Genomic DNA, 24055 nt, shown 5'->3' with positions numbered 1-24055 from the left:
ATGACTAGTGGGGCACACCTTCCGCCCAAGGAGTCGCCCATGCGTCGCTTCGGACCGCCGGTGGCAGTTGTCGCCGCCCTTGCCCTCGCCGTCAATCCCTTGACCCCGACCGCTCAGGCCCACGAGGCCGCACCAGGAGTCGCAGTTGTGACCCCCGAACCCCAGCAGACCACCTCCCGTCCGGACGGCTTCACTCTCGGGCGCAGCGTCGACCTCGTCCGTGGACCCACCACCGATCCCGACGCCGAGCGCGTCCTCCGGGCCACCCTGCAACGCGCCGGCGTCGGCACTGTCCGCGTGATCGACGCGGCCGGTGCCGACTCCCGCCCGGGCGTGACCATCTGGCTGGGCGGCAACGACGAGGTCCTCGACGACCTTGGCGTGGCAGACCAGACCGGCCTGCCCGCCGAGGGCTATGTCCTTGCCGCAGGCACCCATCGGTCCCGCCACCACCTGGTCCTCGCCGGTGTGGACACCGACGGCACCTACTACGCGGCTCGCACTTTCGACCAGCTCGTCCAGGGCCGGCAGGTCGCCGGCACCGAGATCCGGGACTGGCCGACGATGCGCTACCGCGGCTCGATCGAAGGCTTCTACGGGACGCCGTGGTCGCACGCCGATCGGCTCGACCATCTCGACTACCTCGGCGCCCACCGGATGAACACCTACGAGTACGCGCCGAAGGACGACCCGTACCACCGCGAGCAGTGGCGCGACCCGTACCCGGCCGGCAAGCTCGCCGAGCTGGGTGAGCTGGTGAACCGGGCCCGGAGCAACAAGGTCGACTTCACCTTCGCGCTCTCGCCGGGATTGTCGATCTGCTACACCTCCGACGCCGACTACCAGGCGCTGGTCGCGAAGTTCGAGGCGCTGTACGCGCTGGGCGCCCGATCCTTCAACGTTCCGCTGGACGACATCGACTACAACACCTGGCACTGCGACGCCGACCGGGCCAAGTACGGCACCGGCGGTGGGGCGGCCGGCCGGGCGCAGAGCGAACTGCTCAATCGCATCCAGCGTGAGTGGGTCGTCGCGAAGCCCGATGTGGCCCCGCTGCAGATGGTTCCGACCGAGTACTACAACGTCACCGAGACGCCGTACAAGAAGGCGCTGCGGGAGCAGCTGGACGCCGCCGTCTTCGTGCACTGGACCGGCATCGGCGTGATCCCGCGCACGATCACCACAGCGCAGGCGGCGCAGGCCAAGGCGGTGTTCGGGCACGACATCCTGATCTGGGACAACTACCCGGTCAACGACTACCTGGCCGGGCGGCTCCCGCTGGCCGACTACAGCGGCCGCGAGCGCGGCATCGCGGACCAGGTCGTCGGCGTGATCTCGAACCCGATGAACCAGGCCGCGGTCAGCAAGATCGCGCTCTCCGCGTTCTCCGAACTGGGCTGGAAACCGGCCACCTACGACGAGCGGGCGGCGTGGGAGCGCGCTCTCTCGGAGCGAGCCGGTGGCGATCTCCGGACCACCGCGGCGCTCCGGGTCTTCGCGGACCTGAACACCTACGACACCACCCTGCACCCGGAGTCCGCGCCCGAGTTGGCCGCGCGGATCGACGCGTTCTGGACGGCGTACGAGGGCGCAGCGCAGGACGACGCAGAGAGCGCGATCCGGGCGCTCCGGCCGTACTTCCAGGCGGTCACCCGGGCGCCGGCGCAGATCCGGGCCGGAGTGGTCGACCCCGCGTTCAGCGACCAGGCGAAAGCCTGGCTCGATGCGACCGTGCTGTGGGGCCAGGCGCTCGAGGAGTCGCTGCGGCTGCTCGAGGCCCTCGACCAGGGCGACGGTGCGGCCGCCTGGGGGAGGCGTCAGCAGGTCGACAAGTTGACTCAGCAGGCGAAAGCGATCCGGGACGTCCGGGCACCGCACTCCGGCACCTATCCGCGGATCGGCGAAGGGGTGGTCGACGTGTTCCTGAGCCGGGTCGGCCGGCTGCACGACGAGTGGATGGGCTTGCTGCCCCGGCGGACGGCGACGGCCAGCCTTCCGACGTACGCGGAGAACGTGCCGGCCAGGATGGTCGACGGTGACGAGTCGACGTTCTACTGGAGCAACGGCGCGCCGGGGGAGAACGACGAGGTCCGGGTGGATCTCGGGGCCCTGCGGGAGATCGGCGAGATCGCCGTCCTGATGGGCAAGAGCGGCAGCCCGAACGACTTCGTCCAGTCCGGCGCGCTGGAGTGGTCGGCCGACGGCGCGACGTGGACCGAGCTGGCCCGTGGGACGACCGCGGAGGTCCGCGCGACGGCTCCGGCCGGGACGAAGGCGCGGTACGTCCGCTACCGGGCCGTGGCGGCAAACGTGGCGAACTGGCTGGTGGTCCGGGAGTTCGCGGTCCAGGTCACCGACGGCTCCGAACTCGTCCTGACCGCGACAGGCGGCCCGGCACCGGCCGAGGGCTCGGCCCTGTCCCGATCCGTCGACGGCGACGTCAGTACGGCGTACGAGGCGGGTGCGGCACCGGTGGATGGTGACGCGCTGACGGTCACGGCCTCGGCGCCGACCGCGGTCGATCGGGTGACCGTGCTCCAGCGGGACGGGGCTGTCGCGGCCGGGCGGCTCGACGTCCACACCGCCGGCGGCTGGCGGGAGATCGGTGCGGTGCGCTCGGCCTACACAGCGCTTCCCGTCTCGGGCACGGTCGACGCCGTCCGGGTCCGCTGGACCGCGGGCACGACCGCGCCAGAGGTCGCGGAGGTGATCCTGCACCGCACGAAGGGCTGACACGGGCCGGGTAAACTGACCGGCGGGCCGCTACTGGCGTTCAGGTGGACCACCACCGGGGAACGGCCCGCCGGACTCCCGCACCGCGGTTCCGGCCGAAGCCGCGCGCCTGGGCACGACGATCTGTTCGCCGACGCCCGAAGGAGCGCGCCGCATGACCACGCCAGGAACCCCCGCCACCATCCCGACTGCCGGATTCGGGCACACTGCCCGTCCGATGATCGGGACCGATCTCGCCGCGGCGATGGTGACCCAGGCCGCCGAGCGGGCCGCGAAACTGCGCGAGCAGACCGGCGTCCAGCCGTGCCTGGCCACCGTGCTGGTCGGCGACGACCCCGCCTCCGCGACGTACGTCCGGATGAAGCAGAACCGGAGCAAGAAGGCCGGCATCGCCTCGGTCAGCGTCGTGCTCCCGGCAACCACGACGACCGAGGAGCTCGTTGCTGAGCTGACCAGGTTGTCCGAGGACCCCACCGTGCACGGCATCCTGCTGCAGCACCCCGTGCCGGCCCAGATCGACGAGCGCACGGCCTTCGAGGCGATCGCGCCGGACAAGGACGTCGACGGCGTCACCATGCACTCGTTCGCCGCGATGGCCTTCGGCGAACCCGGCTTCCGCTCCTGCACCCCGGGCGGCATCCTGCGCCTGCTCGAGGCGTACGACGTACCGCTGGCCGGCGCGCACGCCGTGGTGATCGGCCGCAGCCCGATTCTCGGCAAGCCGGCCGGAATGTTGCTGTTGGCATCGAACGCGACGGTCACCTACACCCACTCGCGGACCAAGGATCTGCCCGAGCTGGTCCGCCAGGCCGACATCGTGGTGGCCGCGGTCGGCAAGCCGAACTTCGTCCGCGGCGCGTGGCTGAAGCCGGGCGCGGTCGTGGTGGATGCCGGCTACAACGAGGGCAACGTCGGCGACGTGCACGCCGAGGAGGCCGCGCGGGTCGCAAGCCTGCTCACCCCGGTCCCCGGCGGTGTCGGCCCGATGACGATCGCCCTGCTGCTCGAGCAGACCGTCGACGCCGCGGAGGCGCAGACCGCCAAGCCCTGACGCCCGCACGCGAACCCCGAGCGTCCGAAGAACCCGAGGCTGTCACCCAGGGTTCTTCGGACGTCGGCGTTCGGTGAGCGGTCCGCGGCGAGACGGGCGAGCGACTGCGGAGCGGTCTGACCTAATGTTGAGACAGGTGTCCAGCGCCGACCAGCGGTGCGGGACCAGGTGATCGAGGAGGCAGGACAGTGGCGGTACGGGCGATCCGGGGTGCCACCCAGCTGGACGTGGACGAGCGGGAGCACCTGCTCGAGCGGACGGCCGAGCTGGTCCGGGCGGTGCTGGAGGCCAACGACCTCGGGGCCGAGGACCTGATCAGCATCCTGTTCACCGTGACGCCCGACCTGCACTCGGAGTTTCCCGCGGTGGCCGGCCGGCAGATCGGGCTGACCGACGTACCGCTGATGTGCATGCAGGAGATCGCCGTACCGCACGCGTTGCCGCGGGTGGTCCGGATGATGCTGCACACCGAGTCGCCGCGGTCGCGGGAGAAGATCCAGCACGTCTACCTGCACGGTGCGGTCGCGCTGCGCCCGGACCTGACCGGCGCCCAGTGAAGGACACCGTGAACGAGCCAGGGACCGGCGCGACGAACGAACTGCGCGGCCCGGTCCGGATCGTCGGCACCGGCCTGATCGGCACGTCGATCGGGCTGGCGCTGACCCGGCTCGGCGTGGTCGTCGAGCTGGTCGACGGCGACCCGGACAACGCGCTGATGGCCGAGCGGATCGGCGCCGGCGCGCGGCTGGTCCAAATCGAGCCGCAGCTGGTCGTCGTCGCCGTACCGCCGGACCACGTCGGTGCGGTGATCGCCGAGCAGCTCGCGCAGACCGACGCCGTCGTGACCGACGCGGCCAGCGTGAAGGGCAAGCCGCTGGCCGACGCCGAGGCGCTCGCCGAGGCGGCCGGCCGATCCGGCGACCTGTCCCGGTACGTCGGCAGCCACCCGATGGCCGGTTCTGAGCGCAACGGCCCGCTCGCCGGACGCGCGGACCTGTTCGAGGGCGCCACCTGGGCCATCACCCCGCACGAGACGAGCGATCCCGCCGCCGTCGAGCTCGTACGCCGGCTCGCAGAGGCCTGTGGCGCGCGGACGGTCGAGCTGTCCGTGCCCGACCACGACCTGGCGGTAGCGCGCGTCTCGCATCTGCCGCAGCTGATGTCGTCGCTGGCGGCCGGCACGCTGGTCGACGCACCGGCCGAACACCTGGAGCTCTCCGGCCAGGGCGTCCGCGACGTGACCCGGATCGCCGCGAGCGACCCGGGGCTGTGGACCCAGATCGTCGCGGCCAACTCGCCCGCGCTGAGCGGCCTGCTGGAGCAGATCCGCGACGAGTTGGACCGGCTTTTGATTGCCTTGAGCAAGGAGAAGCCGAACGGGAACTACCCCGACGACGAGGTGACCGCCGTCCTGCGGCGCGGCGTCTCCGGCGCGGTCCGGGTCCCGGGCAAGCACGGCACACCGCACATCGAGCTGGTTCCGGTCCTGGTCACGATCCCCGACCGTCCGGGGCAGCTGGCCCGCCTGTTCGCCGACGCGGCCGCCTCCGGCGCCAACGTCGAGGACCTGCGGATCGACCACAGCCCGGGCCGGCCGGTCGGTGAGGTCGAGCTGGCGGTCAAACCGGCCTCGGTCGACCAGTTGGTCGAGGTACTGACCGAGCGTGGCTGGGCCGTGCACCGGTAACCTTCGGCCCATGATCATCGCTGTCGACGGCCCGAGCGGTTCCGGTAAATCGAGCACGGCCCGCGGAGTGGCCACCAGACTCGGCCTGAAGTACCTCGACACCGGTGCGATGTACCGGGCGGTGACCTGGTCGGCGCTGGAGGCCGGGCTCGACCTGACCGACACCGCCGCGGTCGCGGACCGGGCCCGCGCGGTCGAGCTGGGGATCAGCACCGACCCGCAGCTGGCCCACTTCACCGCCGACGGCACCGACGTCACCGAGGCGATCCGCGACCCGCGGATCAGCGAGAACGTGTCGAAGATCGCCACCAACCTGGACGTCCGCAAGGAGCTGATCCGGCGGCAGCGGGAGATCATCGACGACGCCCAGCCAGGCGGCGGGATCGTCGTCGAGGGCCGCGACATCGCGACCGTGGTGGCCACGGACGCCGAGCTCAAGGTGCTGCTGACCGCCGACCAGGACGCCCGGATGGCCCGCCGCAAGGCGGAGCTGGCCGAGGGCGCGCTGACCGCCGAGCAGCTGCGCGACCAGATCGTGCGCCGCGACGCCGACGACGCCACCGTGTCGCAGTTCGAGGTCGCCTCGGACGGCGCGGTGACGATCGACTCCACCCACCTGTCCCTGGAGGAGGTCATCGACGTGATCAGCCGGCTCGCGAAGGAGGCCGAGGCCGCGCCGCGCGACCGGGAGTCATGAGGGTACCGACGCTCCCTCGCTCCTCAGTCCAGGCCGGGGGGCCTCATGACCGCTGAGCTGACCGGGCATCAGGAGCTGCCCCGGACCGACGACCTGCCGTCGTTGCCGTACCGGCTCGGCGGGGTGCTCCGGCACGTCGTCCGCCCGTACTTCCGGTTGCGTTACGACCTCACGATCCACCACGAGGACCGGTTCCCGCGGACCGGTCCGGTGCTGGTGGCGCCGAACCACCTCGGCCTGCTCGACGGACCGCTGCTCGGGGCGACCGCGCCGAGGATGCTGCACCAGCTCGGCAAGATCGAGGCGTTCGGCGGGCTCCAGGGCAAGATCCTGCACCTGGCCGGACAGATCCCGGTCGACCGTTCGACGTACGACGTACTGGCGATCCGCAAGGCGATCAAGGTGCTGCGCGACGGCCAGGTGATGAGCATCTACCCCGAGGGCACCCGGGGCCGCGGCGACTTCCGCAAGGTCAGGGTCGGGGTGGCCTACCTGGCGATGGTCACCGGGGCGCCGATCCTGCCGGTGGCCCTGCTCGGCACCCGGCTGCCCGGCGGCGACGTGGAGCGGTTCCCGCCGTGGGGGAGCCGCGTGGACGTCGTGTACGGCACACCTTTCACGGTGGACCGCGTACCCTTTCCTCGGAGGCACACCGACGTACGGGCGGTGGCCGACCAGATCGGCGACGTGTTGCGGGCGCATGTCCAGGCCGCCGTCGCAGCCACCGGCCACCCGCTTCCGGGCAAGCCAGAGAAGAAGGATCCTGATGAGTGACCTGCCCACGGGCTACGAGTACGACGCCGAGCCGTCGCGCGGCGACGACACCGGCCCCGTGCCCGTCCTGGCGATCGTAGGCCGCCCGAACGTCGGCAAGTCGACGCTGGTGAACCGGATCATCGGCCGCCGCGAGGCGGTCGTCGAGGACACCCCGGGCGTCACCCGGGACCGCGTCTCGTACGACGCCGACTGGGCCGGCCGGTCGTTCACGGTGGTCGACACCGGCGGCTGGGACCCGGATGCGGTCGGCATGGCCGCGCTGGTCGCCGCCCAGGCCGAGGTCGCGATCAACGCGGCCGACGCGGTGCTGTTCGTGGTGGACGCGACGGTCGGCATCACCGACGCCGACGAGGCCGTCGTCCGGGTGCTGCGCAAGTCCGGCAAGCCGGTCGTGCTGGCCGCGAACAAGGTCGACGACCAGCGGGTCGAGGCCGAGGCGATGAACCTGTGGAGCCTCGGCATCGGCGAGCCGCACCCGATCTCGGCGATGCACGGCCGGGGGACCGGCGACATGCTGGACGCCGTACTGGCCGCTCTGCCGGAGGCCCCGCCGGAGCGCGACCCCGAGACCGGGGGACCGCGCCGGGTCGCGATCGTCGGCAAGCCGAACGTCGGCAAGTCCTCGCTGCTGAACAAGGTCGCCAAGGAGGACCGGGTCGTCGTCAGCGACGTGTCCGGCACCACGGTCGACCCGGTCGACGAGCTGATCACGCTGGCCGGCAAGCAGTGGCGCTTCATCGACACCGCCGGCATCCGGCGCAAGGTGAAGAACGTCCAGGGCCACGAGTACTACGCGAGCCTGCGGACCAACAGCGCGATCGAGCGCGCCGAAGTGGTCGTGGTGGTCGTCGACGCCTCCGAGCCGATGACCGAGCAGGACCTGCGGATCATGAACACGGTCGAGGAGGCCGGCAAGGCCCTCGTGATCGCCTACAACAAGTGGGACATGGTCGACGAGGACCGGCGCTACTACCTGGAGAAGGAGATCGACCGGGACCTGGTCCAGCTGCGCTGGGCGCCGCGGGTGAACATCAGCGCGCTGACCGGGCGGCACATGGAGAAGCTGGTGCCGGCCATCGAGGCGGCGCTGGAGGGCTGGCAGACCCGCATCCCGACCGGCCAGCTGAACGCGTTCCTCGGCCGGTTGGTTGCCGCGCACCCGCATCCGGTCCGGTCCGGCAAGCAGCCGAAGATCCTGTTCGGCACCCAGGCCACGACGATGCCGCCGACCTTCGCGATCTTCACCTCCGGGCAGATCGAGCCGTCGTACCAGCGCTTCATCGAACGCCGGCTGCGCGAGGACTTCGGCTTCGTCGGCAGCCCGGTGCACGTCCAGATCCGGGCCCGGCAGAAGAAGGCGAAACGCTGACCCCACCGGTGCGAAAGCACTGCCGCTGATGGGGTAAGGTTTACCCGCTCGCTCCTCCTGGGAGCAGCGGTTCGGGCTGTGGCGCAGTTGGTAGCGCACCGGTCTGGGGGACCGGGGGTCGCCAGTTCAAGTCTGGCCAGCCCGACACAACGAAAGGGCACCGGCATCACGCCGGTGCCCTTCGTGTTTGCTCAGCAGGTTCAGTCACCAGCCGCGGGCTCGCCATACCGGCAGGTGCGGGCGTTCGGTGCCCAGCGTGGTGTCGGCGCCATGGCCCGGGTAGACCCAGGTCTCGTCGGGGAGCTGGTCGAAGAGCTTGGCCTCGACGTCGTTGATCAGGGACTCGAAGTTCTTCGCGTCGCCGCGGGTGTTGCCGACGCCGCCGGGGAACAGCGAGTCGCCGGTGAACAGGTGCGGGGCGCCCTTCGGGTCGTCGTACAGCAGCGCGATCGAGCCGGGGGTGTGGCCGGTCAGGTGGATCACGCGCAGGCCGACGGCGCCGAGCGAGATCGTGTCGCCGTCGTCGACGAGTTCGTCGGTCGGGACGTCGATGCCTTCCGCGTCGTACCGGCCGGCCACGGTGGTCGCGCCCGTGGCGGCGACGACCTCACCGAGCGCTTGCCAGTGGTCGCCGTGCCGGTGGGTCGTGACGACCCGGCTGATCCCGCCGTTGCCGATCAGGGTCAGCAGGGTGTGCGCGTCGTTGGCCGCGTCGATCAGGAGCTGCTCGTCGGTCTGCCGGCAGCGCAGCAGGTAGGCGTTGTTGTCCATCGGGCCGACCGCGACCTTGGTGATCATCAGCTGCGCGAGCTCATGGGTCTGCGCGGGGCCGCCGACGCGGACGTTGCCGTGGTAATCCGTCATGTGACGATCCTCGCACCCCACGGACGGCCGGTGGTACGAGCGCGGGCATCGGCGTGACCTGATCCGGGTACCGCTCGTTCGTCGAGCATGAGGTGATCGAATAGACTTTCGAACGCGGAGCCCCCGGGATCCGGCGTGGAAGTTTTTGTCGGTGGGCCTGGTTAGCCTAGATCGGGCATGTCCCTGAACCCTTCGAACGGCTGAGAGTGAGCTTGTGTCTGACCGTCTGATCGTGCGTGGAGCGCGTGAGCACAACCTGAAGGACGTCTCGCTCGACCTGCCGCGCGACGCCATGATCGTCTTCACCGGCCTGTCCGGGTCCGGTAAGTCCAGCCTCGCCTTCGACACGATCTTCGCCGAGGGCCAGCGCCGCTACGTCGAATCGCTGTCGGCCTACGCCCGGCAGTTCCTCGGTCAGATGGACAAGCCCGACGTCGACTTCATCGAGGGCCTGTCGCCGGCCGTCTCGATCGACCAGAAGTCCACCTCGCGCAACCCGCGCTCCACCGTCGGCACGATCACCGAGGTGTACGACTACCTGCGGCTGCTGTTCGCCCGCGCGGGCCGGCCGCACTGTCCGGAGTGCGGCGAGCCGATCGCCAAGCAGACCCCGCAGCAGATCGTCGACCGGGTGATGGAGCTGGACGAGGGCACCCGGTTCCAGGTGCTCGCGCCGGTGATCCGCGGCCGCAAGGGGGAGTACCTCGACCTGTTCCGCCAGCTCACCGGCCAGGGCTTCAGCCGGGCCCGGGTGGACGGCGAGACGATCCAGCTGACCGAGCCGCCGAAGCTCGACAAGCAGAAGAAGCACACCATCGACGTGGTGGTCGACCGGCTGGCGGTCAAGGCGTCGGCCAAGCAGCGGCTGACCGACTCGGTCGAGACCGCGCTCGGCCTGTCCGGCGGCATCGTCACGCTCGACTTCGTCGACCTCGACGAGAAGGACCCGCTGCGTGAGCGCCGGTTCAGCGAGAAGCTCGCCTGCCCGAACGACCACCCCCTGCAGCTGGACGAGCTGGAGCCGCGCTCGTTCTCCTTCAACTCGCCGTACGGCGCGTGCCCGGCCTGCTCGGGTCTGGGCACCCGGATGGAGGTCGACCCGGAGCTGCTGGTCCCGGACCCGTCGAAGTCGCTGGACGAGGGCGCGATCCAGCCCTGGTCGGGCGCGAACGTCTCGCAGTACTTCGAGCGGCTGCTGAGCGCGCTGGCCAAGGACCTGAAGATCAAGACCACGACGCCGTTCGGTGAGCTGCCGGCCAAGGCGCAGAAGGCGCTGCTGAGCGGCCACGACCGCCAGGTCCACGTCTCGTACAAGAACCGCTACGGCCGCGAACGGTCGTACTACACCACCTTCGAAGGCGTCATCCCGTACGTCGAGCGCCGGCACGCCGAGGCCTCCAGCGACACCAGCCGGGAGCGCTTCGAGGAGTACATGCGCGAGGTCCCGTGCCTGACCTGCAACGGCGCGCGGCTGAAGCCGATCTCGCTCGCGGTCACGCTCGGCGGCAAGAACATCGCCGAGATCAGCGCGATGTCGATCGACGAGGTGCACGGCTTCCTGGTCGACCTGGACCTGACGCCGCGGGAGAAGCAGATCGCCGAGCGGGTCACCAAGGAGATCGGTGAGCGGCTGCGGTTCCTGCTCGACGTCGGCCTGGACTACCTGGCGCTGAACCGGCCGGCCGGTTCGCTGTCCGGCGGCGAGGCGCAGCGGATCCGGCTGGCGACGCAGATCGGCTCCGGCCTGGTCGGCGTGCTGTACGTGCTGGACGAGCCGTCGATCGGTCTGCACCAGCGTGACAACCGGCGGCTGATCGAAACTCTGGTCCGGCTCAAGGACCTGGGCAACACGCTGATCGTCGTCGAGCACGACGAGGACACCATCGACCACGCCGACTGGGTGGTCGACATCGGCCCGGGCGCCGGGGAGCACGGCGGCCAGGTGGTCGTGTCCGGCACCGTCGAGGACCTGCGCAACCACCCGGACTCGATCACCGGTGCGTACGTGTCGGGCCGCAAGGAGATCCCGATCCCGGCGATCCGCCGCCCGCTCACCGAGGGCCGCGAACTGACCGTGTACGGCGCGCGCGAGCACAACCTGCAGGACATCGACGTGACCATCCCGCTCGGGGTGTTCGTCGCGGTCACCGGGGTGTCCGGCTCGGGCAAGTCGACGCTGGTCAACGACATCCTCTACACGTCGCTGGCCCGGCAGATCTACGGCGCCCGCGCGGTGCCCGGCCGGCACACGAAGATCTCCGGCCTGGACCAGGTCGACAAGGTGATCCACGTCGACCAGTCGCCGATCGGCCGGACGCCGCGGTCCAACCCGGCGACGTACACCGGAGTGTGGGACCACGTCCGCAAGCTGTTCGCGGAGACGCCGGAGGCGAAGGTCCGCGGGTACCAGCAGGGCCGGTTCTCGTTCAACGTCAAGGGCGGCCGGTGCGAGGCCTGCTCCGGCGACGGCACGCTGAAGATCGAGATGAACTTCCTGCCCGACGTGTACGTGCCCTGTGAGGTGTGCCACGGCGCGCGGTACAACCGCGAGACGCTCGAGGTCCACTACAAGGGCAAGACGGTCGCGGACGTGCTGGACATGCCGATCGAGGAGGCGGCCGAGTTCTTCGAGGCGATCCCGGCGATCTCCCGGCATCTCAAGACGCTGAACGAGGTCGGCCTGGGCTACGTCCGGCTCGGCCAGCCGGCGCCGACGCTGTCCGGCGGTGAGGCGCAGCGGGTCAAGCTCGCCTCCGAGCTGCAGAAGCGGTCGACCGGCAAGACGGTCTACGTGCTGGACGAGCCGACCACCGGTCTGCACTTCGAGGACATCCGCAAGCTGCTCGGCGTACTGGGTGGGCTGGTGGACAAGGGCAACTCGGTGCTGGTGATCGAGCACAACCTCGACGTGATCAAGACCGCCGACTGGATCATCGACCTCGGGCCCGACGGTGGGCGCCGCGGTGGCACGCTGGTGGCCGAGGGCACGCCGGAGGAGGTCGCGGCCAACCCCGCGTCGTACACCGGTCAGTTCCTGGCCGAGATCCTGCACGGGCGGGCGGCCAAGCCGAGCGCGAAGCAGGCAGCGCCCACGGTGGTGACCCCGGCCAAGAAGACGGCCGCGAAGAAGGCACCGGCGAAGAAGGCCGTCGCGGCGAAGAAGACGGCGGTCAAGAAGACCGTGGCCGCGAAGAAGACCGCCACGAAGAAGACGGCGGCCAAGCGCGCCGCGAGTTGACGAAGCGCGGGTGAGCGCGTCGGTACGAACGTACTGGCGCGCTCACTTTTGCGTGCTGCCGCAACGGTGTGGGCCGGTCGGCGCGGAGAACCTGCGAGCGTTTAGATTAGGCGCGAACCAGGTGGCGGACCGAAGGGGAACACGTGTCACGGCAGTACGACTCCCAGCTGATCGAGTCGGTGGCGGTCCGGCGCCGGCGGTTGCGGGAGGCGTGGCTGTTCGGTGCTGCCCGTTCGCGCAAGACGCTCGACGAGGGCATCACCAAACTGTTCGCCAGCGTGGCGGTCGCCGCGGTGATCTGCGCCGGCTGTGTGGGTTACTCGTTCATCCAGGACTCCAGGGGCAAAGGGCCGAGCAACGGACCCGTTGCCCCGAGCCCCAGTTCCACGGTGGGCGGTGACCCGAGCGGTTCGCCGTCGCCGAGCGGCACCCCCACCTCGAACCGAACCCCGGCGCCGCCGACACCGCCGCGGTCCTGAACCACCTTTCCCACCACGATTCCGGCCGCCCGGCAGGGAACCGGACGCGACCCCGGCCGCGTCTATGGTGGGGAGTCGGCAGCCGGCACCATCACTTCGGAGGGATAGCAGTCGTGAGTGGACAGCGTTGGGACATGGGTAAGGACACCCTGGGCACCCTGGCCAAGAAGACGGGCGGCAAGACCCAGGACCTCGGCGGTCTGGTCAAGCGCCTGGCCGCGGCCGCGCAGCCGCTGGAGGGCAAGCTCCGGGGTAGCGGGCACGACGCCTTCATGTCCTTCAAGAGCCGTGTCGACGGCATCGCCGCTGACCTGAACGCCGGCCTGGCCGCGATCAACAAGGGTCAGCAGGGTATGGACGCCGCCACCCAGACCGGTATGAGCGAGATGGCCCAGGCCGCCAAGAAGACCGAAGGCGCGGCGAACTTCGACGGCGCCAAGTTCAACAAGCGCTGAGACGGGGAGACACAGACAGATGTCGGGACGCAACAGCTACGACAGCGGCGCCAGCGGCGAGACGCAGGCCGCGATCAAGAGCCTGTCCGCTCAGATCGAGTCGCTGATCGCCCAGCACCAGGCGAACGTGAAGGCCATGCGCGGCGACGCGACGATGACCAAGGTGATGGACGAGTACGGCGCGGTCGAGGCGAAGTTCAACGCCGCCGCCACCGAGGTGCAGAACATCATCAAGTCGCTGGCGAGCACGCTGGCCGAGTTCGACACCCACGCGGACACCGCGTTCAAGGCCGCGTCGAAGGCCGTGACGGACATCGGCAACACCTGATCGATCAGGTGGTCAGCGGGCCCACGGCCGGCGCGCGGTGCCGCGCGCTGGTCGTCCGGGGCGCCGTCGGGCACGACGGCTGGATCGCGTTCGGACGAGAGTTTCACGGGTGAGCCCTGCGTGGGGCGGCGAGAGGTAGAGGCATGGTCAACTGGACTGTTGAAGCAGCGGCGGCGATGGCGGACCTGCAGGGGATGCAGACCGACGCGAAGGCCTTCGAGGCCATCGGCACGAAGCTCAGCAACGGCCTGACCACGGCCGGCACGCAGGCCTCGCTGAACGGCAAGGGCGGCCCGATCGGCATCGCGATCAGCGAGTTCGTGGAGAAGTGGAAGGACTCGCTGCCCGGCATGGTCAAGCACACCGGTGACGTCATGCAAGGCACCGCCGCCGCGCTCACCGCCCTGGCCAACGGCCAGCAGGAGATGGCTCTGGCCGCCCAGCGCGGCATCCAGCTGACCGAGGGCGTGGATCCTCGCCAGGTGATCAGGAACGCGGCCGCCGCCGCGCGAGCCGAGCAGCAGCCGCAGCCGTCGTCCACCACCCGCGCCGTCTGATCCCGGGGACACCAACAGATGATCAAGCCCGAAGGCATCCCGAAGTTCGAAGGCAACCTGGAGCAGGTCACCCAGGCGGCCAACGACCTGACCGCGGTCGGCACCGAGATCACCACGATCGGTGTGAACCTCGAGCGCAGGTTCCGGCAGAACATCAACACCAACTACGCCAAGGGTCCGGAGACCCATCTGCTGGCGCGGGCGATGGAGCCGGTCAAGAGCGAGGGTGAACTGTTCGGCCCGAACCTGGGCACGATCGGTTCGGCGCTGCACACGTTCGTCTCCGAGGTCAGCCAGCACAAGACCGGCCTCGCGTCGGTCCGGACCCGGGCCGACGCCTGGAAGGCCAAGGTCGGCGACACCCCCGAGGACGAGATCGACGACAACGAGGACTGGGTCAAGGAGGAGAACCAGCTCCACACCGACCTGCAGGCTCACCTCGACGCGATCAGCGCCGCCGAGCGCCGGTGCGCGAACAAGATCGTCGACCTCTACGGCGGCAAGAAGTGGGAGGACAGCGGCCTGCGGCAGGGCGAGAAGCCGCCGGAGGACAACGGCGAGGAGGAGAAGGACCCGCCGTGGGGCAAGCCGCTGGAGTACGACGCCCCGTGGTACGAGGACGCGGTGGACTTCGTCGGCGGTGTGCTCAAGGGCGTCTTCGTCGACGGCCTGCTCGGCACGCTGGACGCGCTGACCACACTGATCCCAATCCAGCCGCTGCTGAAGTCGCTCGGCGTGAACAGCATCTTCGGCTACGAGCTGAAGGGCTGGAGCGACGCCGGCAACGCCTGGAAGGGCGTCGGCCTGACGCTCGCCTCCGCCGCGATGTGGGCGGTCCCGGGTGCCAACCTGCTGATGCACGCGATGTTCCCCGAGACCGCGGCGTACCTGGACAACGTCGGTCTGACCGTGCTGAAGGGCATGGTCGCGTGGGACATGTGGGGCGAGGACCCCGGTCGCGCGCTCGGCCAGGTCGGCTTCAACGTGATCACGACGATCGGCACCGGCGGTGCCGGTGGCGCCGTCCGCGCGACCGCGATCGCCGGCAAGTACGGCTCCGCCGCCGCGAAGGTTGCCAAGGGCGCCGATGTCGTGGTCGACATCGCCGGCAAGCTCCGCCCCGGCCAGCTCGCGGTGAACACCGCGCTGAAGTTGCCGAAGGTCTCCGACCTGGTGATCAAGGTCGGCAACACCCCGGTGATCGGCGGCATGGCGAAGTTCAGCGGCCTGGACATCCCGACGTCCAAGGTCAGCCTGCCGCACACCGGAGGGGTCGACGTCCCGAGCGGCGACCACACGCCGGTTTCGGTCGGTTCTGGTTCGCACAGTTCTGGTTCGTCGTCCACGTCGACGTCCAGCAGTTCTTCCGGCTCGGACTTCCCGTCCGGTGGCCGCTCGGACAGCCCGAGCTCGCCCACCGGTGGCCACTCGGACGCGCCGACGGGCCGAAACTCCGACAGCCCGACGGGTGGAGACTCCGACAGCCCGTCCGGCGGAAACCAGGACGCTCCCGCGTCCCGCACGGAATCTCCGGCGAGCCACACGGATTCCCCGACCGGCCGCCAGGACGCGCCGACCAACGACGCCCCGACGACCCACACGGACAGCCCGTCCCGGGCCGACAGCTCCACGTCGACCGCGGACGCGCCGCGCACCGACAGCCCGGCCTCGCGCACCGACAGCCCGAGCGGTACGCACAACGACGCGCCGGCATCCCGGAGCGACAGCTCGACGTCGAACGCGGACAGCCCGAGCACGTCGCATGCTGATGCGCCGACGTCGCGTGGGGACAGCCCGAGCACGTCGCATGCTGATGCGCCGACGTCGCGTGGGGACAGCCCGAGCACGTCGCATGCTGATGCGCCGACGTCGCGTGGGGACAGCCCGAGCACGTCGCATGCTGATGCGCCGACGTCTCGTGGGGACAGCCCGACCACGTCGCACGCCGACGCGCCGACCTCCCGCGCTGACGGTCAGACCACCCCGTCCACGCACCACACGCCGGATGCCCCGCGGACCAACACGCCGGACGCGCCGCGGACGCCGGATGCGCCGAACGCGCACACCCCCGACGCCCCGCGCACCCACACGCCGGACGCCCCGCATACACCGGACGCACCGCGGACCAACACGCCCGACGCGCCGCGCACGCACACGCCGGATGCTCCGCACACGCCCGACGTACCGCGGACCCACACGCCGGATGCGCCGCGCACGCCCGACGCTCCGCAGACACGGACGCCGGACGCTCCTGCGACGCACCACGCGCCGGACGCTCCGCGCACGAACACGCCGGACGCTCCGGCCGCGCGCGCCGGGGATCCGGTTCAGCCGGCCATCATCCCGCCGCCGGTGCACGCCGGGGTGCCGCACGCTCCGCGGACGAACACCCCGAACGCGCCGAGCAACCCGTCCACACCGTCGCGTCCGGCGCCGCGCGCCGACGCGAACCCGCCGCGCGACGGCGGCGACGTGGACGACTTCGGTTCGACCCCGCCGCCGAGCCGGCCCGGTGGTTCGTCCACGCGCGGTGGCGACGACGACTTCGACTGGTTCAGCCGGCCGGATCGCGACGGCGCCGGTCACCACGACGCGGACTCCGACGCGCCCGACTACGACGACACCGGCTGGATCACCGAGCCGGGCAACAAGAACCTGGCGCGCTGGATCAGCGACGCCAACGGTCTGCCGCGCACGATGATGGCGAAGCTGACGGAGGTCCACCCGGGCAAGGCGCGGCACAGTACGGAGCAGGACGCCGCGCGCGCTCGTGGAGTGACCGGCGACGACGCCGGGCACGGCATCGGGCACCGGTTCTTCGCGGACCAGAAGCGGAACTACATGTTCCCGCAGACGAAGAACTTCAACGTCAGCGCGTGGAAGAAGATGGAGAACGAGTGGGAGACCTGGATCAAGAAGGGTCATGAGGTCGAGGTCCAGGTGACCCCGCTCCCGCCGGGCAAGGCACGGCCGGACAACGTCCAGGTGACGTACGCGGTCAAGGACAAGAACGGCAACACGGTCTGGGCCGGCGGCCGCAACTTCGACAACCAGGGCGGCGTCAAGTACGAACGCTTCCCGAACAAGAAGATCGCCGGCTTCAACGCCCCGACCGACGACGTCTTCCGCGCCGCCGACGCGCCGGACCTCGACACGCCGGATCTGGACACCCCAGGCACTCCGCGCACCGACACGCCTGACGCGCCTGCGTCCCGCAGTACCGACAGCCCCACGAACCGGTCCGACGCGGACGCGCCGACCAGCCGTGGCGATGCGGATGCGCCGACGAACCGTGGCGATGCGGATGCGCCGACGAACCGTGGCGATGCGGATGCGCCGACGAACCGTGGTGAGGCGGATGCGACGAACCGTGGTGAGGCGGATGCGCCGACCAATCGTGGTGAGGCGGATGCGCCGACGAACCGTGGTGAGGCGGATGCGCCGACCAATCGTGGTGAGGCGGATGCGCCGACGAACCGTGGTGAGGCGGATGCGCCGACGAACCGTGGTGACGCGGATGCGCCGACGAACCGTGGTGAGGCGGATGCGCCGACCAACCGGGGTGACGCCGACGCGCCCACGAACCGTGGCGACGCGGACGCGCCGACCAACCGTGGTGACGTGGACGCGCCGACCAACCGTGGTGACGCCGACGCACCGACGAACCGTGGCGATGCGGACGCGCCCACGAACCGTGGTGATGCGGATGCGCCGACCAACCGTGGTGATGCGGACGCGCCGACCAACCGTGGTGACGCGGACAGCCCCTCCTCGCGGGGGGACTCGGATGCGCCGAGCACCCGCCGGCCGGACGAGACGCCGAGTACGCGGCAGCCGGAGGACGTACCGAGTACTCGCTCGAACGACGGACGAAACCCGGACAGCAACGCACCCGACGGCCCGGGGACGCGGACGCCGGACGGACCGGAAGCTCGGACCGACGCGCCCGACGCGCCTCGGGCGGCTGACGGGGACGCGCCGGTCAGCCGGCCGGGCGATCAGGATCTGACCGCCCGGCGGCCGGACTCGGCCGACTGGAACGACGCGAACCAGAACGCCCCGGCGGCGACGGACCCGCCGGTGCACGGGCGGCCGGGGGAGCAGCGGCACCAGGTCGAGCCGAACCGGTACAACACGTTCGACCCGGACAGCCGGCTGACCAACCGGTTGCGCCGAGCGATCGGTGACAACCCGCTGAAGAACGTCGACAAGTGGATCAAGCGCGGCAACCCGTTCTTCAAGTCGAAGCTGGCCGCGTTCCGCAACAACTGCGGTGACTCCAGCCGGGCGTTCGCCGACAACCTGCAGGGTCGCGAGCCGCGGCTGGCGAACGGCGACCTGCGCAGGCCGCCGGGCGAACGGCGGGAGATGTACGAGTACACCGGCATCCGGCCGGGGCGCATCGACGTTCCGGGCGCGAAGCCGGGCCGCGAGTACACCGACGCGGCGATGAAGCAGATCGAGGACAGCCTGAAGGGCAAGCCGCCGGGTACGGTCGCGATCGTCGGTGGTTCGTGGCACCGCGGGCAGCTGCCGGACGGCACCCTGCCGCCGGGCGGTGGGCACTGGTTCAACGCCTTCGTCGACGAGAAGGGCGTCGTGCGCTGGGCGGACAACCAGAGCGGCAAGACCGGCCCGTGGCCGCCGCAGTACGGCAAGGACGGAACGTTCAACGACCTCGAGGTGATGGTCCGCGAGCCGGGCGGTCCGTGGACGTCACCGCTCGCCCCGAGCCAGCGCGTCGACGCGTTCCACCACACGAACCCGCCGATGCCGACGCACGCACCGAACACCCCGCGCCAGCCCACCCAGCAGGTGCCGCCGATGCCGACACACGCGCCGCACCAGCCGACGCAACCGCAGTACCCGCCGACGCAGCAGGTGCCGCCGATGCCGACGCACGCGCCGCACCAGCCGACGCAACCGCAGTACCCGCCGACGCAGCAGGTGCCGCCGATGCCGACGCACGCGCCGCACCAGCCGACGCAACCGCAGTACGCGCCGCAGCAGCCGCACAATCCGGCCCAGCCGACTCCGCAGCAGCCGCCCGCGCCTCATCAGCCGACGCAGCAGCACCCACAGCAGCCGGCGCAACCGCAGTACGCGCCGCAGCAGCCGCCTGCGCCTCATCAGCCGACCCAGCAGCACCCGGGCCAGCCGCAGTACTACCCGCAGCAGCCGACCCAACCGCAGTACGCGCCGCAGCAGCCGCACAATCCGGCCCAGCCGACCCCGCAGCAGCCGCCCGCGCCTCATCAGCCGACGCAGCAGCACCCGAGCCAGCCGCAGCACTACCCGCAGCAGCCGACCCAACCGCAGTACGCACCGCAGCAGGACCCGGGTCAGCCGACGCAACCGCAGCACGTGCCGCAGCAGCCGGTACAGCCGCCTGCTCCGCACCAGACGACGCAGCAGCACCCAGGGCAGCCGACGGACCCAGTCCAGCAGCAGCATGCGCCGCACCAGCCGACGCAGCAGCCGCCGAGTCAGTACGTACCGGGGCAGCCAGGGCAGCCGATGCCGCCGCATCAGCCGTCGCATGCGCCGGACAACCCGATGCAACAGCACGCGCCGGAGCAGCCGAGCCGGTACGTGCCCGGGCAGCCCGGGCAGCCGATGCCGCCCCACCAGCCGGTGCAGCACGCACCGCAGCAGCCGACGCACGCGCCGGGGCAGCCGCATCCGCATCAGGACGGGAAGCTGCCCGACGACGGTGATATCGGCCGGAGGCTCGATCCGGAGGGTCGCGTCGACCAGCCGCGGACCGATGGGCCGTCGCGGATCGAGCGGGCGCTTGATCCTGAGGGTGCTGCTCGCTGGGATCGTGAGCACGCGCAGCCGACGCACGCGCCGGGGCAGCCGCATCCGCATCAGGATGGGAAGCTGCCGGGCGAGGGCGAGATCGGCCGGAGGCTGGATCCGGAGGGTCGCGTCGACCAGCCTCGGACCGAGGGGCCGTCGCGGATCGAGCGGGCGCTTGATCCTGAGGGTGCTGCTCGCTGGGATCGTGAGCACGCGCAGCCGACGCACGCGCCGGGGCAGCCGCATCCGCATCAGGACGGGAAGCTGCCCGGCGACGGTGAGATCGGCCGGAGGCTCGACCCCGAGGGTCGTGCGGATGTTCCGCGGGCCGACGGGCCGTCGCGGATCGAGCGGGCGCTGGATCCGGAGGGTCGTGCGGATGTTCCGCGGACTGACGGGCCGTCGCGGATCGAGCGGGCGCTTGATCCCGAGGGTGCTGCTCGGTGGGACCGGGAGAACGCTCACCCAACGCACGCGCCGGAGCAGCGCGGGCCGCAGGCGCACGCTGACCCGCGTGTGTCCGGTACGCCGCATCAGCCGCACGCGGACCAGCCGGGTCAGCCGGTGGATCCTCGGGTCGAGTGGTCGCGGCGTGAGACGTCGCCGGCTCAGGCACACCGTGCGGACGAACCCGTGGACCCGCGCGTCGAGTGGTCGCAGGGGCACCGGCAGCCGGATGGGCAGCCGGGGCCTGGGGCTCACCAGGAACCCGGGCGTCCAGTTGACCCGCGGACCGAGTGGTCGCAGGGCCACCGTCAGGCCGACGGTCACCAGGCAACCCACCAGCACGGGCCGGGGGATCAAGGCACCGGGTTCGTCGACCAGCGCCTGGGTGACTTCGGATCCACCGACCGTGGTTCGATGCCGCAGCACGAGCGCGAGGTGCTCGACGCGATCGACGACGCTGCCGACGGCACCTTGCGGGCACACCCGGAGACCGCCTCGGTGGTGAAGAAGCTTGTCGCCGACGAGCACGCGCTCAACGTCACCGACCGGCTGCGGGATCCCGCGACCCGGCAGGCGACGCTGGACACGATCAAGGAGCTCGCCGACGGGCAGATCCTGCGGGACAAGCCGTTGCTCGAGTTCCTGGACGAGAACCCGGGGCAGGGCACGCTGTTCGAGCCGATCCCCGAGGCGGTCAACAAGCTGCCGGACGGGACCACGCGCAAGGACGCGTTCGTTCGCGAGTCGCAGCACCACGACCCGGTCCGCTCGGTCGGCGCCAACCCGACGAAGGCCGAGATGGACCAGGTCCGGGACTACGCGCGCCGGCTGCGCGCCGCCGAACCGGTGGTGCGGGACGAGGTGCGGAGCCTGGTCCGCGACCTGGACGCGACGGTGAGCGTCCGGACCAAGGACGCGCTCGGGCTGATCGACAAGGTCCAGCGGATGGTGACCGGAACCGACGGCCGCGCGCCGCGGCCGCAGTACAGGGTCGGTGACGTGATCGACGCGGTCGGGGCCCGGATCACGGTCGAGGACACCACCCAGCTGGCCCGGGTGATCGAGCGGGTCCGCGAGCACTACGGGTTCGGCGACGAGGGGCGCATCCTCGAGGTGGAGAACATGTACGCCGAGCCGAAGTCGCACAACCCGGCGTACCGGGTGGTGCCGATGATCGTGAAGGTGAGCAACGGCGGGCAGGTGTACACGTTCGAACTGCAGCTGACCACGCGGCGGGCCTCGATCGCGGCCGACATCAACCACAACACGATCTACAAGCCGTACATCGAGGTGGACGCGGCCGAGCAGGCGAAGGTGGCGCGGATGTTCGACGAGGCCGCGGCGCTGGAGCAGATCGAGAATCGAGGACTGAACAATGGCTGATGCCGTCGACCTGAGTGTCGTCCAGGTGAGGGCCGGCGACCGGTGGCAGGCGGTGGCCGTCATCGACGGGCGCAGCTACCCGGACCGGGCGAGTTTCGAGGCGGCCGTCGCGGGCGCGTTCGAGGCGCTCGACGACGCGGGGATCCCGGCCCAGCTGGTGACCCGGGAGGTGTCGCCGACGGAACCGCCGTCGCGGCTGCCGTCCTGGAACGAGTACCGCGCGATGCTCGCTGCGAAAGGAGCTCGGGGTACCGCGTGAAGGTCTTCGACGCGTGGCGGACGTGGACCGACGCCGAGCAGGCGCTGAGCGACCGCCTGCCGGCCGAGATCGTCGCCCACCTGGGCCAGGTGTACCGGGCCGCGGCGGACTGGCACGGTGATCAGGTCCGCCCGGCCGGTGAACCGTACGTCGAGCACCTGTTGCAGGCGCTCCAGGTCGCGGTCGAGGCCGGCGGGACGACGGATCCCGACGTACTGGCCGCTGTGCTGCTGCACGACGTCGCGGAGGACACGGCCGGCACGGTGGAGGAGATCCGGGAACGCTTCGGGGAGCGGACGGCGGCGCTCGTCGCGGCGGTCACCAAGCCCGAGCCCGGCGAAGGCGACGACCCCGCGGAGATCCGCGACGCGTACCTGCGATCGTTCGAGCACGCCGAGCCCGACGTCCTGCTGGTGAAGCTGTCCGACCGCTACAGCAACGTTCAGGCGCTCGACACCCATCCCCGGCCGGACAAGCAACGCCGGTACTACGCCGAAACCGTGCGCTGGATCGTGCCGTTGACGGCCGGGGCGCCGCAGTTCGTGCCATTGTTCGAGCAGTGGCAGCAGCACTTCAGCCGGCTGGCTGACGACGACCAGGAGGAAACCCGCAATGCCTGAGGGCATCGAGCAGGACGTGCTGAACCGCGCGTGCGCGCGGCTGGCCGAGTACCACAACGAGGACTTGCCCGAGGGGATGCAGCGCTACACCGCGGACGACTTCAAGAGCTACCAGATCCATCCCTTCGAGGACTGGCTGATCTTCGTCTCACCCGACGGCTTCACCAACCAGAGCTTCCTGGTCAGCGATCCGATGGTGTACGAGTCGCCGGGCTGGGAGTCGTACGAGGACGCGCTCACCGAGGCGAAGGCCCTGAAGGCCGCCGGAGCCACCCGTCGTCCCGAGGAGCCGGACGACGACGATGACGATGATGACGACGACGAGGACTGACATCACCTTCGGCCGTTGAAGATGCGCCAACGCCGGCCGAAAGCCCGGACACACTGGTGATTCGCCGCGGAGAACGGATCAGGTTCGGCGGCGGCGCCAGAACGGCGACTTCAGGGCCTTCGGCAAGGTGACCGACGGGGTGATGGCGAGGTCGACCGGGAGCTCGGCGAGTAGTTCGCCGACGAGCCAATAGACGCCGGGGGAGCAGGGGTCGGTGGCGTCGGCGTGGGCTTTGGCGACCCAGTGGGCGAACTCGTCGGCGCGGGACTGCATGTCCTGCTTGCGGTCGACGGGGCAGACGACGAGTTGGTCGGTGGACGGTAGGGCGAGGATCGAGCCGCGGCCCTTGCCGCCGTTGGGGAGGAGCTTCTCGTGGTCGACCAGGGCGAGGCCGATGGTCTGGTCGCCGGGGCGGATGAAGCGTTGCCACGGGGTGCCGGGGACTTCCTGCAGCGTCAGGCCCGCTAGGCCGTTCAGCGTGATCTCCAGGCCGGACGGGCTGCCGGGGAGGTGCAGGCCGTGCATGACGCGGCGGACCTGGGTGAGGCGGTGCCAGTCCGGCCCGCTCTGGATGCCGAAGACGATCTCGAAGTACCGGCCGAACGGGACGCTGAGGCCGGCCAGGATGCTGTCGTACGACGCCGACCAGCCCTGCGGGCGCAGCGTGACCCGCTGCCGCTCGGCGACCGCGCCGTACAGGTGCTCGTCGGTGGCGACGCCGATCTCGTCGACGACCGCGCGCAGCCAGTCGTCCACGGTGCGCGGCCACAGGTGATTCGGTTGCTGGCGGCATCGATCGACGAGCTCGGTCAGACCGACCTCGGCGCTGGACACCAGACCGCCGCGACTCCAGCGCAGCTTGACGATCGGCCCGGCCGGGTCCAGTTCGGCGTCCGGCAGCAGGACCGGCAGCAGGTCGGCGACCAGGTCCAGTACCTGCCGCGGGTCGAACGGTGTCTCGGTCATCGGTATGAGCCG

The 24055-nt window shown here is 70.7% G+C and carries 18 protein-coding genes, 1 tRNA gene and 1 riboswitch; of the genes, 17 read left to right on the top strand and 2 right to left on the bottom strand.

The window, feature by feature from the left end:
* Window positions 1-39: 39 nt before the first annotated feature.
* From ACQPXM_RS21720 to ACQPXM_RS21685, 8 genes are all read left to right on the top strand, one after another.
* Complete coding sequence (locus tag ACQPXM_RS21720) at window positions 40-2733, top strand: beta-N-acetylglucosaminidase domain-containing protein (protein ID WP_432935850.1); 2694 nt, start codon at window positions 40-42, stop codon at window positions 2731-2733.
* Window positions 2734-2752: 19 nt separating this feature from the next.
* A riboswitch (ZMP/ZTP riboswitch) is annotated at window positions 2753-2855 on the top strand.
* 32 nt (window positions 2856-2887) lie between these two features.
* Window positions 2888-3784, top strand: coding sequence for a bifunctional 5,10-methylenetetrahydrofolate dehydrogenase/5,10-methenyltetrahydrofolate cyclohydrolase (locus tag ACQPXM_RS21715; protein WP_432935848.1), 897 nt, complete (start codon window positions 2888-2890; stop codon window positions 3782-3784).
* A gap of 188 nt (window positions 3785-3972) precedes the next feature.
* Window positions 3973-4341, top strand: coding sequence for a chorismate mutase (aroH, locus tag ACQPXM_RS21710; RefSeq protein ID WP_432935845.1), 369 nt, complete (start codon window positions 3973-3975; stop codon window positions 4339-4341).
* 8 nt (window positions 4342-4349) lie between these two features.
* Window positions 4350-5471 (top strand): prephenate dehydrogenase, encoded by a 1122-nt coding sequence (locus ACQPXM_RS21705; RefSeq protein ID WP_432935842.1) that lies wholly within the window; start codon window positions 4350-4352, stop codon window positions 5469-5471.
* Between the two features lie 10 nt (window positions 5472-5481).
* Entirely contained in the window at window positions 5482-6168 is a 687-nt protein-coding gene (cmk, locus tag ACQPXM_RS21700) for a (d)CMP kinase (protein WP_432935840.1), read from the top strand.
* Between the two features lie 45 nt (window positions 6169-6213).
* Entirely contained in the window at window positions 6214-6942 is a 729-nt protein-coding gene (locus ACQPXM_RS21695; protein WP_432935838.1) for a lysophospholipid acyltransferase family protein, read from the top strand.
* The gene (gene der, locus ACQPXM_RS21690; protein WP_432935836.1) at window positions 6935-8314 is read left to right on the top strand and encodes a ribosome biogenesis GTPase Der; all 1380 of its coding nucleotides are present in this window, start codon (window positions 6935-6937) and stop codon (window positions 8312-8314) included. The genes ACQPXM_RS21695 and der overlap by 8 nt, the downstream gene beginning before the upstream one ends.
* A gap of 72 nt (window positions 8315-8386) precedes the next feature.
* Window positions 8387-8459 (top strand) — tRNA-Pro (locus ACQPXM_RS21685).
* Between the two features lie 59 nt (window positions 8460-8518).
* Here the strand turns inward: ACQPXM_RS21685 and ACQPXM_RS21680 are convergent.
* Entirely contained in the window at window positions 8519-9178 is a 660-nt protein-coding gene (locus tag ACQPXM_RS21680; RefSeq protein ID WP_432935834.1) for an MBL fold metallo-hydrolase, read from the bottom strand.
* Between the two features lie 214 nt (window positions 9179-9392).
* Between ACQPXM_RS21680 and uvrA the strand changes: the two genes are divergently transcribed.
* From uvrA to ACQPXM_RS21635, 9 genes are all read left to right on the top strand, one after another.
* Entirely contained in the window at window positions 9393-12416 is a 3024-nt protein-coding gene (uvrA, locus tag ACQPXM_RS21675) for an excinuclease ABC subunit UvrA (protein ID WP_432935832.1), read from the top strand.
* A gap of 143 nt (window positions 12417-12559) precedes the next feature.
* A complete protein-coding gene (locus tag ACQPXM_RS21670; protein ID WP_432935830.1) occupies window positions 12560-12895 on the top strand; it encodes a hypothetical protein in 336 nt (111 codons plus the stop codon).
* A gap of 134 nt (window positions 12896-13029) precedes the next feature.
* Window positions 13030-13350, top strand: a complete 321-nt coding sequence (locus tag ACQPXM_RS21665) for a hypothetical protein (protein WP_432935827.1) — start codon at window positions 13030-13032, stop codon at window positions 13348-13350.
* A gap of 19 nt (window positions 13351-13369) precedes the next feature.
* A complete protein-coding gene (locus ACQPXM_RS21660; protein ID WP_432935825.1) occupies window positions 13370-13678 on the top strand; it encodes a hypothetical protein in 309 nt (102 codons plus the stop codon).
* A 143-nt stretch (window positions 13679-13821) separates the two neighbouring features.
* Window positions 13822-14235 carry a DUF6507 family protein gene (locus tag ACQPXM_RS21655; RefSeq protein WP_077014005.1) on the top strand — a complete coding sequence of 138 codons (414 nt, stop codon included), beginning with the start codon at window positions 13822-13824 and terminating at the stop codon, window positions 14233-14235.
* Between the two features lie 18 nt (window positions 14236-14253).
* Window positions 14254-21867, top strand: a complete 7614-nt coding sequence (locus ACQPXM_RS21650; RefSeq protein WP_432935823.1) for a toxin glutamine deamidase domain-containing protein — start codon at window positions 14254-14256, stop codon at window positions 21865-21867.
* Complete coding sequence (locus ACQPXM_RS21645) at window positions 21860-22126, top strand: hypothetical protein (protein ID WP_432935820.1); 267 nt, start codon at window positions 21860-21862, stop codon at window positions 22124-22126. The genes ACQPXM_RS21650 and ACQPXM_RS21645 overlap by 8 nt, the downstream gene beginning before the upstream one ends.
* Complete coding sequence (locus ACQPXM_RS21640; protein ID WP_432935818.1) at window positions 22123-22746, top strand: HD domain-containing protein; 624 nt, start codon at window positions 22123-22125, stop codon at window positions 22744-22746. Before ACQPXM_RS21645 ends, ACQPXM_RS21640 begins: the two co-directional genes overlap by 4 nt.
* On the top strand, window positions 22739-23077 hold the full coding sequence (locus ACQPXM_RS21635; protein WP_432935816.1) for a hypothetical protein: 339 nt from the start codon (window positions 22739-22741) through the stop codon (window positions 23075-23077). The genes ACQPXM_RS21640 and ACQPXM_RS21635 overlap by 8 nt, the downstream gene beginning before the upstream one ends.
* A 78-nt stretch (window positions 23078-23155) precedes the next feature.
* On the opposite strand, the gene ACQPXM_RS21630 is transcribed toward ACQPXM_RS21635, so the two are convergent.
* Window positions 23156-24043, bottom strand: a complete 888-nt coding sequence (locus ACQPXM_RS21630) for a hypothetical protein (RefSeq protein ID WP_432935814.1) — start codon at window positions 24041-24043, stop codon at window positions 23156-23158.
* Window positions 24044-24055: the final 12 nt, after the last annotated feature.

The sequence above is a fragment of the Kribbella sp. CA-253562 genome (assembly GCF_050942265.1).
Lineage (GTDB): Bacteria > Actinomycetota > Actinomycetes > Propionibacteriales > Kribbellaceae > Kribbella.
The sequence above is the reverse complement of the archived record's forward strand: the minus strand, read 5'-3'. Positions and strand labels throughout refer to the sequence as shown.

What these genes read in the sequence shown, in the direction of transcription:
- ACQPXM_RS21720 (WP_432935850.1), top strand. Translation starts at nt 40, where the DNA reads ATGCGTCGCTTCGGACCGCCGGTGGCAGTTGTCGCCGCCCTTGCCCTC.
- ACQPXM_RS21715 (WP_432935848.1), top strand. Translation starts at nt 2,888, where the DNA reads ATGACCACGCCAGGAACCCCCGCCACCATCCCGACTGCCGGATTCGGG.
- cmk (WP_432935840.1), top strand. Translation starts at nt 5,482, where the DNA reads ATGATCATCGCTGTCGACGGCCCGAGCGGTTCCGGTAAATCGAGCACG.
- ACQPXM_RS21695 (WP_432935838.1), top strand. Translation starts at nt 6,214, where the DNA reads ATGACCGCTGAGCTGACCGGGCATCAGGAGCTGCCCCGGACCGACGAC.
- der (WP_432935836.1), top strand. Translation starts at nt 6,935, where the DNA reads ATGAGTGACCTGCCCACGGGCTACGAGTACGACGCCGAGCCGTCGCGC.
- ACQPXM_RS21680 (WP_432935834.1), bottom strand. Translation starts at nt 9,178, where the DNA reads ATGACGGATTACCACGGCAACGTCCGCGTCGGCGGCCCCGCGCAGACC.
- ACQPXM_RS21665 (WP_432935827.1), top strand. Translation starts at nt 13,030, where the DNA reads ATGGGTAAGGACACCCTGGGCACCCTGGCCAAGAAGACGGGCGGCAAG.
- ACQPXM_RS21660 (WP_432935825.1), top strand. Translation starts at nt 13,370, where the DNA reads ATGTCGGGACGCAACAGCTACGACAGCGGCGCCAGCGGCGAGACGCAG.
- ACQPXM_RS21655 (WP_077014005.1), top strand. Translation starts at nt 13,822, where the DNA reads ATGGTCAACTGGACTGTTGAAGCAGCGGCGGCGATGGCGGACCTGCAG.
- ACQPXM_RS21650 (WP_432935823.1), top strand. Translation starts at nt 14,254, where the DNA reads ATGATCAAGCCCGAAGGCATCCCGAAGTTCGAAGGCAACCTGGAGCAG.
- ACQPXM_RS21645 (WP_432935820.1), top strand. Translation starts at nt 21,860, where the DNA reads ATGGCTGATGCCGTCGACCTGAGTGTCGTCCAGGTGAGGGCCGGCGAC.
- ACQPXM_RS21635 (WP_432935816.1), top strand. Translation starts at nt 22,739, where the DNA reads ATGCCTGAGGGCATCGAGCAGGACGTGCTGAACCGCGCGTGCGCGCGG.
- ACQPXM_RS21630 (WP_432935814.1), bottom strand. Translation starts at nt 24,043, where the DNA reads ATGACCGAGACACCGTTCGACCCGCGGCAGGTACTGGACCTGGTCGCC.